This is a genomic window from Microbacterium sp. Bi128 (assembly GCF_918698205.1).
On record NZ_CAKKMM010000125.1, the window covers coordinates 1 to 10,497 of the forward strand.

Below are 10,497 nucleotides of genomic sequence, written 5' to 3' on the forward strand. Positions count from 1 at the left end.
CTCATGGAGGTCAAGGTCTCGTACCACCCCGACCACCAGACCGCCCTCGAGAAGACGCGCTTCTGGGCGCCCCTGGCCCTCTCGGCCGAAGAGAAGATGAGCGTGCACGACCCGCTCGAGATGCAGCGCCTCGCCGACGAGCTGCCGATCGAGCGGGCGGCATCCCGCTTCATCGTCTCGACCGACATCGACGAGCACGTCGAGCGCATCGCACACTACGTCGACCTCGGGTTCCGTCACCTCGTGTTCCACGACCCCGGCCACGACCAGGAGGAGTTCCTGCGCACGTACGGCGCCGAGGTGCTGCCGAGGTTGCGGGCGCGGTTCGCCTGAGGCGCGGCGTCCAGGGCGGTGGGTGCTGGGACGCGGCGGGCCGAACTCCTGAGAATCGGGCGCGCCCTGCCCCATTCGCACCGAAAACGCCACCCTGAGCAGAGAACTCGGGAGTTCGGCACACAATGGAGTTGATGAGCATTCCTGAGGTCCGCGACGGGTGGACGATCGTCGTACCGGTGAAGCCCGCCGCCCTGGGCAAGACGCGGCTGACCGCCGTGACAGCCGACCGCGAGGCCCTGGCCAGAGCGATCGCGATCGACACGATCGCCGCCGCCGCGGCGACCCCGCGGGTCTCGCACGTGCTCGTCGTGACGGATGACGCCGAGGTCTCGGCCCTGGTGTCGACCTGGCCCGCGGTCGACGTGATCGCCGAGGGCGACGTGCGCGGCCTCGACGCCGCGATCGCGCTGGGTGCCGCCACCGCCGGTCAGGGCGCGCCCCGCGCGGCGCTGCTGGGCGACCTTCCCGCGCTGACGCCGCACGATCTCGACGCCACGCTCGAACTCGCCGGCCATGTCGAGCGGGGACTGGTCCCGGATGCCGAGGGCACCGGCTCCACCCTCATCACCGCCCGACCCGGCGCGGTGTGGGTGTCTGCTTTCGGCGCCGACTCCGCAGCCCGGCACCGGCTGCTGGGGTGCACCGACCTCGCGGTTCCGCGCGGGTCGACCCTGCGCCGCGACGTCGACACCGCCGCGCAGCTCGCCGAGGCCGTGGCGCTCGGCGTCGGACCGCGGACGACTGCGGTGCTGGCGGCGGCTGCGGCCTGACGCGGCGCGCCCGGATTCGACGGATGTGGGGGCGGCGCCCTACGCCCCCAGCGCCACCTCCGCGATCGCCGCCGACGCGTCTTCGTCGCTCATCCACAGCGGCGCGACGACGGCGCGGATCCCCGCCGACTCCACCTCGGGAGCCGCGGCAGCGTCCTCCTCGGCGAGCAGCCACGCGTCGAGCAGACCGTCCGCCGACCGCGCGCCATAGTGTCGCGCGACGGCGGCGGCCGAGGTCTCGACCCCGATCGCCGTGAGGCACACGTCGGCCATGCCGCGCACGACCCGTCCCCCGATGATCGGTGAGACACCGACGACCCGCGCCGTCGTGGACTTCAGCGCCTCCCGAATACCAGGAACCGCGAGGATCGGACCGATCGAGACGACGGGGTTCGACGGGGCCAGCAGCACCACGTCGGCCTGCGCGATCGCCTCGACGACGCCGGGGGCGGGCACGGCATCCGCGATCCCGGGGTTCTCGAACCGGGTCGGTGTCAGGGCGGCGCGGTAGCGCGTCCACCACTCCTGGAAGTGCAGGCGCCGACCGTCCTCGACGTGCACGTGCGTGTCGACCTCGCTGTCCGTCATCGGGAGCAGATGGATGCCGAGCGGCCACCGCTCCGCCATCCGACCGAGGACCTCGGTCGGGGTGAGACCCGCGCGCAACCAGCCGGTGCGCGCGAGGTGGGTGCCGAGGTCGAGGTCGCCGAGCGTGAACCACGGCCATCCGGCGCCCCACGCCTGCAACTCCTCATTGACGCGCTCGGTGTCGCCCGCGCGACCCCAGCCGCGCACGGTGTCGTTGACCCCGGCGAGCGCATATGTGATCGAGTCGACGTCGGGCTGCAGCCGCACGCCCGAGAGCCACAGGTCGTCGCCGGTGTTGACCACGACGGTCGCCTCGGGCGCCCCGAGCCGTCGCAGGGCGGCGCGCACACCGAGGGTGAACTTCGATCCGCCGACACCGCCGGCGAGGACGACGACGCGAGGCTGAGGATGTGGCATCCGTCCAGTCTTCCACCGCCCGGGGCGGCGCGATGCGTCCGGAGGCGCTCGACCCCGTGACCGGCGCGCCGGGCACAACTCCTGCACCTCGAGCGCCCGCTCTGCCACCACCCGCGGAATTCCGTGGGCCACGCCGCCGTTCTTCAGGAGTTGTGCGTCGCCGTCCGCCGCTGCCGCACGTCGCTCCGGCAGCTCCAGACGCCGCACCCCGCACCGGCACACCGGGCCACCGGGCCACCGGGCACAACTCCTGCACCTCAAGCGCCCGCCCCGCCACCGCCCGCGGAATTCCGCGGGCCACGCCAGCCCACGCCCCGCTCACGCCGGAGTTGTGCACGACGCAAGCGACGGCCCGAGCCCCGACCCCGGCGGCTACTGCGCGAGCAGCGTCGGGTCGGCCGCCGTCGCCGCGGCCCGGGCCGCTCCCGGCAGCGCCTCCAGCACACGCTCAAGCGCCTCGTCGTCGTGCGCGGCGGTGAGGAACCAGGCCTCGAACACGCTCGGGGGCAGCGAGACACCGGCATCCAGCATCGCGTGGAAGAACGGGGCGTACCGCCACGACTGCTGCGTCAGCGCCGTGGCGTAGTCGCGCGGCACCTCGGGCAGGAACGCGACACCGAAGAGCGATCCGGCGCGCGGCACGGTGTGAACGACGCCCGCCTCGGTCAGCGCGGCGTCGAGGGCATCGGCGATCCGCCCGGCCGAGGCGTCGACGGCGGCGTACACCTCGGGCGTCGCCAGCCGCAGAGTCGCGAGGCCCGCCGCGACCGACAGCGGGTTCCCCGACAGCGTGCCCGCCTGGTATACCGGGCCGAGGGGCGCAAGGTGGTCCATGACGTCGGCGCGACCGCCGAGGGCGGCCAGCGGCATCCCTCCGCCGACGACCTTGCCGAACGTCAGGATGTCGGGCAGGTACGTCTCGCCCTGCGAGGCCTGCAGGCCCCAGAACCCGGCGGGGTGCACGCGGAATCCGGTGAGCACCTCGTCCATGATCAGCAGCGCGCCGTGGCTGTGCGCGATGTCGGCGATAGCGGCGTTGAAGCCGGGCAGCGGCGGGACGACGCCCATGTTCGCGGAGGCGGCCTCGACGATGATCGCGGCGATGTTCTCGCGGTGCACCGCGAAGGCCTCGCGTACCGCGTCGAGGTCGTTGTAGGGCAGTACGAGCGTCTGCGCGGCGATCGGCGCGGGAACCCCGGCCGAGCCCGGGAGGGCGAGCGTCGCGACGCCCGATCCGGCGGCGGCCAGCAGCCCGTCGGAGTGCCCGTGGTAGTGCCCGGCGAACTTGATGAGCAGGTCGCGGCCGGTGACGCCGCGGGCGAGACGGATCGCCGTCATCGTGGCCTCGGTGCCGGTCGACACGAGGCGCACCTTCTCGACCGGAGCCAGATCGCCGACCTGCACGCGGTGGGCGATGAGGTCGGCGAGCTCGACCTCGGCTCCCGTCGGCGCGCCGAACGACAGACCCCGGGATGCCGCCGACTGCACGGCCCCGACGACCTCGGGGTGCGCGTGGCCGAGCAGGGCCGGACCCCACGAGGCGACGAGGTCGACGTACTCGCGACCCGTGGCATCCGTGATCCGGGCACCGGTCGCCGACTGCACGAACCGCGGCGTCCCGCCGACCGATCCGTACGCCCGTACCGGCGAGTTCACGCCGCCCGGAATGACGTCCTTGGCGCGCGCGAACCACTGGTCGTTGAGGTCTGTCATACGTCCCATTCTCCCCGCCGCGTCGCGCGTGAGGGGTCAGAAAGTGTCGCCGCGGAGGAAACCAAGCGACAGTTCTTGACCCCTCACGCGAAGAAGATCAGAGGTCGGCGCGGAGCCAGTGCGCGGCCTCGAGGGCCCAGTAGGTCAGGATCGCGTCGGCGCCGGCGCGGCGGATGCCGAGCAGGCTCTCGAGGATCGCGCCGCGGCGGTCGATCCAGCCGTGGGCCGCGGCGGCCTCGACCATCGCGTACTCGCCCGACACCTGGTACGCCCACACCGGCACGTCGACGGCGGCGCGCACGTCGGCGAGGACGTCGAGGTACGGCAGCGCGGGCTTGACCATCACGACGTCGGCGCCTTCCTCGACGTCGAGCACCGCTTCGCGCACGCCCTCGCGGCCGTTGCCGGGGTCGAGCTGGTACGAGCGGCGGTCGCCCTTCAGCTGCGAGTCCACCGCCTCGCGGAACGGACCGTAGAACGCCCCGGCGTACTTCGCCGAGTACGCCAGCAGCAGGGTGTCGGTGAAGCCCTCGGCATCCAGCGCCGCACGCACGGCGCCGACCTGGCCGTCCATCATGCCGGACAGCCCGAGCATCGCCGACCCCGCTCGCGCCTGGGCGAGTCCCATCGCGGTGTACCGCTCGAGGGTCGCGTCGTTGTCGACCGCGCCGTCGGCGCGCAGCACGCCGCAGTGACCGTGGTCGGTGAACTCGTCGAGGCACAGGTCGGTCTGCACGACCAGCGCGTCGCCGACCTCGGACACGACGGCCTCGGTCGCGACGTTCAGGATGCCGTTCGGGTCGTCGGCGCCCGACCCCACCGCGTCGCGCTCGGCGGGCACGCCGAACAGCATGACACCGCCGATACGAGCGGCGGCGGCCTCGGCCACGGTGCGGCGCAGCGTGTCGAGCGAGTGCTGCACGACGCCCGGCATCGAACTCACCGGCACCTGCTCCGAGATGCCCTCGCGCACGAACAGCGGGAGCACGAGCTGCGACGGCACGAGGTGCGTCTCGCGGGCCAGGCGGCGGACGGCGGGGGTGCGGCGCAGACGCCGCGGGCGGTACTCGGGAAAGCTCATTCGGTGTTCTCGGACTCCGGGGTGACGGTGAAGCGGGCGACGGCGTCGATCAACGAATCGACCGTCTGCGTCTCGGCGATGACATCGACGTTCAGTCCCGCGCGCTTGGCATCCTTCGCGGTGCGCGGTCCGATCGCGGCGATGACGGTGGATGCCGGAATCTCGGGGAACTGCTCGACCACCTGTTCGGCGACCGAGCCGCTGGTGACGAGGATCGCGTTGATCCGGCCCGAGTGGACGTCCGTCGCGATCTTGTCGGTGACGGGGACACCGACCGTGCGATACGCCACGACGCTGCGGACGTGGTGACCGGCTTCGATCAGCAGCCGGGTGAGCACCGGCTTGGCGATCTCGCTGCGGAGCGTCAGGACCTTTCGGGGCTCGGTCTCGAGCGCGATCATCTGCTCGGCCATGCCCTGGGCCGAGTTGTCGCGGTCGGGGACGAGGTCGACGTGGTACCCCACGGCCTGCATGGCCGCGGCGGTGGTCTCGCCGACGGCGGCGACCTTCGTCGACGCGGGGATCTCCGCGCGGTAGGCGTAGAGCACGTCGACCGTGGTCGCGCTGGTGAGCGTGAGCCAATCGAACTGTCCGGCGGCCAGGTCGGCGAGCGACTGCTCGAGGGTGGCTTGATCGTTGGTCGGCGCGAAGTTGATCAGCGGCGCGATGACCGGGACGGCTCCGCGCTGACGGAGGCTGGCGGCGACGCCGTCACCCCACGGGCCGCCGCGGGGCACGAGAACGCGCCAGCCGGCGAGCGGCTTTTCTGAGGTCGGCGTGTGCCGATGGCCTTCATTCATGTGGTCGACTCTCGTGGTACCAGGTCGGCCGCCCCACGTTCGAGCAACCGACGCGCGGCTTCTTGGCCCGCACGCGACGCACGCGCGATGGGTCCCCCGTCGTCGGCAGCATTCGCACCATTGCCACTGCCCGTTTCCCGAGCATACCCCGGCCCCACGCGCACGGTCCGATCGATACCGATCCGATGCGTACCGTCCAGCGCGTACACGATCGCACGCAGACGCAGATCGCCGTCGACGAGCGACGCGTGCGTGCCGACGGGCGCATGGCATCCGGCATCCAGCACCGACAGCACCGTCCGCTCGGCCGTGATCTCGACGCGAGTGTCGGCGTCGTCGAGCGCCGCGAGCGCCGCGAGGATCTCGGGGTCGATGTCGGTGCGCGTCTCGACGGCGAGCGATCCCTGCCCCGGTGCCGTCGGCCACTCGGCCAGCCCCAGGTACTCGGCCTCGAGGCCGCCCAGGTCGCCGCCGAGCCGCGAGATGCCCGCGGCGGCGAGGATGACGGCATCCAACTCTCCGTCGCGCACGCGGGCGAGGCGCGAGTCGACGTTGCCGCGGATGTCGTGGACGTCGAGCCCGGGGTTGTGACGCAGAGCCTGGGCGATACGGCGAGGCGACCCCGTTCCCACGCGGGCCCCGGCCGGGAGCGCCGACAGCGGCGTGCCGTCGCGGGTCACCACGACGTCGCGAGCGTCCTCACGCGGCGGGGTCGCGGCGATCACCAGGCCGTCGGGCTGCGCCGTGGGCAGGTCCTTGAGCGAGTGCACCAGGAAGTCGCACCGGTCGGCGGCGAGCGCCTCGCGCAGGCCGTTCGCGAACACCCCGCGACCGCCGAGCTGCGACAGCGAGGCACGGTTGACGTCGCCCTCCGACACGATGGGGACGAGCTCGACCGCGCGGCCGGATGCCTCGGCCACCGCGTCGGCGACCATCTGCGACTGCGCCATCGCCAGCGCACTGCGCCGCGTCCCCAGGCGCAGGGGGGCACTCACTGGAGGATCTCGGGGATCTCGTCGAGGGTGACGCGACGCCCGGTGTAGAACGGCACCTCTTCGCGGACGTGACGGCGCGCCTCGGTGTAGCGCAGGTCGCGCATCATGTCGACGAGGTCAGTGAGGTCGTCGGACTCCATCGGGAGCAGCCACTCGTAGTCGCCGAGGGCGAAGGATGCCACGGTGTTGGCGATCACACCGGTGTACTGCGACCCCTTCTTGCCGTGCTCGATGAGCATCTCGCGGCGCTCGGCCTCGGGCAGCAGGTACCACTCGTAGCTGCGCACGAAGGGGTACAGGCAGAGCCAGTCCTTCGCGTCGATGCCGCGGAGGAACCCCGGCACGTGCGAACGGTTGAACTCGGCGTCGCGGTGCACGCCCATCGCGTTCCAGGTGGGCAGCAGGTTCTTCAGCAGTTCGGTGCGGCGCAGGCGCCGCAGGTCGCGCTGCAGGGCCTGGGGGTCTTCGCCGTGCAGCCAGATCATGAGGTCGGCGTCCGCACGCAGACCGCTGACGTCGTAGAACCCGCGCACGGTGACCCCGTCGGCCTCGATGAGAGCGGTGAGGTCGGCGAGCTCGGTGGCGTCGACCGCGGTGACCGGATTCTCGGGGTCACGGCGGAGGACCGCCCACAGGGTGTACACGGAGGAGGATTCATCGTGGGCCATGGGTCAAGTCTCGTCCTGCGGGCGCGGGCATCCAAACCCGTTGACTCGCCGGTGAAGCACCGGCGCCCGCCGAGGACACCACGCCGTTGGTACTGTGCGACGACGGCATCGGGGGATGTCGTCCGGAAGGGTTGCCCGATGTGGCTGTACCAACTCCCCATGGCGGTAGGGCTGCCGCTGTTCATCGCGCTCGTCGTCGGCGGATCGTGCGCGGTCCTGCTGGTGCTGCGCCGGTGGGTGCGGAAGGTCGCGCCCCAGGGTGAGGAGTGGGACCGGGTCCTCAGCTACGCCGTCGGCGCGTACGGCGTCTTCTACGGCGTGACCCTCGCGCTCATCGCCGCCGCCGCCTACGGCAACTTCACCGAGATCGACGACATCGTGCTGGACGAGTCGTCGTCGCTGGCATCCCTCTACCGGACGGCGGCGATCCTGCCAGAGCCGCAATCCACCGAACTGCAGCGGCAGATCATCGCGTACACGCGCAACGTCATCGACGTGGACTGGCCGATGCAGGCGCGATGGGAGATCCCGCTCGAGACGGATGCCAACGTCACGGCGATGCAGCAGGCGATCGTCGAGGTGAAGCCGACGACCACGGCAGAGGCCCTGTACGTCGAGCAGTCGCTGAACCAGTTCCAGCTCCTGGTGGAGAACCGGCGCGAGCGCATCGCGCTGACCACGCTGGCGCTGCCGAACGTGCTGTGGATCGTGTTGGGCGTCGGGGCGGTGCTCAACGCGGTCCTCATCGCGCTCATCGAGGTGCGAAACCTCCGCGTCCATCTCCTCATGGCGGGGATGCTCGCCCTGTTCGTCGGTCTGCTGCTCTACGCGATCGCCGGTTTCGACCATGCCTACGCGGGGCCGATCGCCGTGACGCCCGAGTACTTCCAGGACCTCCTCGACGGCCTGTTCGTCAATGAGCCCTGACGCGGGCGCGCGGCGGGCGCGCGAACGCCCACGTTCGGGACGAACCCGCGGAACGTGGGCGTTCGGGAAAGCGGATGCCGGGACGGCGGCGTCAGGCCCAGACCGTCAGGCCCACCGCGGCCGCGACTCCGGCGACGGCGGCGGCCGCAGCGGCGGGGTTGCGTCGAGCCGCCTCGCGCACCTCGGCGACGCGGATGTCGACGGCATCGCTCACACGGCGCGGGACGTTGGCCTTGACCTCGATGGCCGCGAGGGCAGCCTTCAGTTCGGCGCGCGCCTCTTGGACGGGGTCGGTGATCCCCAACGGCACCGCGGTGCGCGGAACGGGAACGGGACGCTCAATACTCATCGCCAGCCTCCTTCACGATGCGGACGTCTTCGGCGATGGCCTGACCGGGGTTCTCGCGCATCGAGAGCTTCTTGAAGCGCAGGTATCCCAACAGCGCCAGGATCGCGGTGATCACGATCATCACGCCGAAGACGACGAGCGCCGACAGCCACACGGGCCACCAGGACGACAGCCCGGCGATGACGAAGGCGAAGAAGACCGGCACGGCCCAGAAGACGACGATGAGCGCGCCGACGAACCATCCCGCGCCGATACCGGCGTCCTTGGCCGTCCTCTGCGCCCAGGCCTTGGCGCCGTTGATCTCGGCGACGACGAGGTTGCGCACGAGCTCGGGGATGTCACCGAGCAGGGTGAACAGACTGTCGTCGGCGCGATCGCGGAAACCGCGGGGAGTGGTCATGCGTCAGCTCTCCGACGACGCGGAGCTGCTCTTGTTCGCCCGCGCACGCGTGGTCGCGCTCTTCTCGGCGCTCTGCGCGTCGTCGACGGAGTCCTCGACCGCGTCGGCGACCTCGCTCGCCGACGCCTTCGCGGCACGGCCGGCGCGCTCGGCGCGCTCGGAGACGGTGCCGGACTGCGATGCGGCGCCGGTGACGGACTTCGCACCCTTCCACACCACACCGGGGACGGACTTGAGCGCGGAGACGCCGAACGCCTTCACCTTCTCGACCTGCCCCTGGACGACGGGCTGTTCCCAGACCTTCTCGGCCTGCGCCTTGATCTGCTCGTACCGTTCGCGGCCGGCGCGTGCTCCGAGCACGTAGCCCGCCACGAGTCCGACGACGAGTGCTGCTTTGCCCCTCATGGGGTCTCCTCACGCTCGATCAGTGCTGGTCGACTCTCACGATAGTCATGTATTCCCATTACGGCATCCACCCTTGACATCCCCGTGACAGGAGCCGACGATCATCGCACGACGGGCTCAGCCGCGGCGCCACAGGGCCGCGCTGCGCACCCGGTCGGCTTCGGCGCGCGCGTCCGGAATCACCTGCGCCAGACCCGTTCCCGACAGCCAGGCACCCGTGGCCCCGAGCCCCGGGACGGCGCGCACCGCGCCGCGCGCGGCGGCGGTCTGCGCCGCGCGCCCGATCGCGGCACCGGGCTGCGACTGCACGTAGCGCACGCGGTGGGACGCCCGCAGCGAAGCGGGCTCGAGGGTGACGCCCAGCAGCGCCGAAGCCTCGGACAGTGCGAGAGCGCCGGCCGCATCGTCGTCGAGCGCCGCCGTCGCGGGCTCTTCGCCCTGAGCCCCGAAAGACACGCGGACGACGTGGATGCCGGGCTCGCTGGCATCCCGGACCCAGTCCCACTTCGCGGTCGAGTGTGTGAGGGCCTTCGCGACGTGGCTGCCCGGGACCGTGAGCACGCCGGTTCCGCGCGGAGCGGAGTCGAGAGCGGGGGCGTGCACGACGAGAGTGACGACGTCGACCACGGGCGCGACGGGCTCGGTGCGGTCCAGGCTCGGCACGACCGGCGCGAGGAGCGCGCGCGCCGTGACTTCCGGGAGCGCGACGATGACCGCGTCGGCCGGCAGGGGCTCTTCGCCCGCGACCTGCACGTGCCACGCGTCGTCGACCCGCGAGATGCCCTCGACCGGGACGCCGGTCCGCAGGTCGACCCCGAGCTCGGTCAGGCGCGCGACGAGGGCGTCGACGAGTCGCGACATGCCCCCGACGATGCCTTCGACGGCGCCGCCGGGCGCCGGTGTGCGCGGGGCGGTTCCGGCCACGACCGGGACATCGGAGGCCGGGGCGTCCACGGGTGACGCGGTCGCGCGCGCGGCGCGCAGGTCGGCGACCGCTCCGCCCAGCGAGCCGGTGCGGGTGAGGGCGGCATTGAGACCGGGAGCCGCG

At 72.0% G+C, this 10,497-nt stretch carries 12 protein-coding genes and 1 pseudogene; 3 read left to right on the forward strand and 10 right to left on the reverse strand.

Going from position 1 to position 10,497, the window contains the following annotated elements; all coding sequences use genetic code 11:
* A pseudogene (locus LQV45_RS11060) lies at positions 1-333 on the forward strand (F420-dependent glucose-6-phosphate dehydrogenase); the annotation flags it as partial.
* Between the two features lie 134 nt (positions 334-467).
* Positions 468-1,106: a 2-phospho-L-lactate guanylyltransferase gene (cofC, locus tag LQV45_RS11065; protein ID WP_230007064.1), complete on the forward strand. Its 639-nt coding sequence runs from the start codon at positions 468-470 to the stop codon at positions 1,104-1,106.
* Positions 1,107-1,145: 39 nt separating this feature from the next.
* Here cofC and cofD read toward each other — a convergent pair whose 3' ends face one another.
* The 6 genes from cofD to hemQ all read right to left on the reverse strand — a co-directional run bounded on the left by cofD (position 1,146) and on the right by hemQ (position 7,368).
* The gene (gene cofD / locus LQV45_RS11070; protein ID WP_230007065.1) at positions 1,146-2,111 is read right to left on the reverse strand and encodes a 2-phospho-L-lactate transferase; all 966 of its coding nucleotides are present in this window, start codon (positions 2,109-2,111) and stop codon (positions 1,146-1,148) included.
* Positions 2,112-2,483: 372 nt separating this feature from the next.
* Positions 2,484-3,824, reverse strand: a complete 1,341-nt coding sequence (hemL, locus tag LQV45_RS11075) for a glutamate-1-semialdehyde 2,1-aminomutase (RefSeq protein WP_230007066.1) — start codon at positions 3,822-3,824, stop codon at positions 2,484-2,486.
* 97 nt (positions 3,825-3,921) lie between these two features.
* A complete protein-coding gene (hemB, locus tag LQV45_RS11080; protein WP_230007067.1) occupies positions 3,922-4,905 on the reverse strand; it encodes a porphobilinogen synthase in 984 nt (327 codons plus the stop codon).
* Complete coding sequence (locus LQV45_RS11085; protein WP_230007068.1) at positions 4,902-5,705, reverse strand: uroporphyrinogen-III synthase; 804 nt, start codon at positions 5,703-5,705, stop codon at positions 4,902-4,904. Before LQV45_RS11085 ends, hemB begins: the two co-directional genes overlap by 4 nt.
* Positions 5,702-6,700 (reverse strand): hydroxymethylbilane synthase, encoded by a 999-nt coding sequence (hemC, locus tag LQV45_RS11090; protein WP_230007069.1) that lies wholly within the window; start codon positions 6,698-6,700, stop codon positions 5,702-5,704. The genes LQV45_RS11085 and hemC overlap by 4 nt, the downstream gene beginning before the upstream one ends.
* Positions 6,697-7,368: a hydrogen peroxide-dependent heme synthase gene (gene hemQ / locus LQV45_RS11095; protein ID WP_230007070.1), complete on the reverse strand. Its 672-nt coding sequence runs from the start codon at positions 7,366-7,368 to the stop codon at positions 6,697-6,699. Before hemQ ends, hemC begins: the two co-directional genes overlap by 4 nt.
* Before the next feature lie 138 nt (positions 7,369-7,506).
* Here hemQ and LQV45_RS11100 point away from each other — a divergent pair, with 138 nt between their 5' ends.
* Complete coding sequence (locus LQV45_RS11100) at positions 7,507-8,295, forward strand: DUF4239 domain-containing protein (RefSeq protein ID WP_230007071.1); 789 nt, start codon at positions 7,507-7,509, stop codon at positions 8,293-8,295.
* Between the two features lie 91 nt (positions 8,296-8,386).
* On the opposite strand, the gene LQV45_RS11105 is transcribed toward LQV45_RS11100, so the two are convergent.
* The 4 genes from LQV45_RS11105 to LQV45_RS11120 all read right to left on the reverse strand — a co-directional run.
* Positions 8,387-8,644, reverse strand: coding sequence for a hypothetical protein (locus LQV45_RS11105; protein ID WP_230007072.1), 258 nt, complete (start codon positions 8,642-8,644; stop codon positions 8,387-8,389).
* Positions 8,634-9,044, reverse strand: a complete 411-nt coding sequence (locus LQV45_RS11110) for a phage holin family protein (protein WP_230007073.1) — start codon at positions 9,042-9,044, stop codon at positions 8,634-8,636. The genes LQV45_RS11105 and LQV45_RS11110 overlap by 11 nt, the downstream gene beginning before the upstream one ends.
* 3 nt (positions 9,045-9,047) lie before the next feature.
* Complete coding sequence (locus tag LQV45_RS11115; protein WP_230007074.1) at positions 9,048-9,449, reverse strand: hypothetical protein; 402 nt, start codon at positions 9,447-9,449, stop codon at positions 9,048-9,050.
* Between the two features lie 117 nt (positions 9,450-9,566).
* Positions 9,567-10,497 (reverse strand): FAD-dependent oxidoreductase (locus LQV45_RS11120; RefSeq protein ID WP_230007075.1); only part of this gene is annotated, 931 nt, incomplete at its 5' end.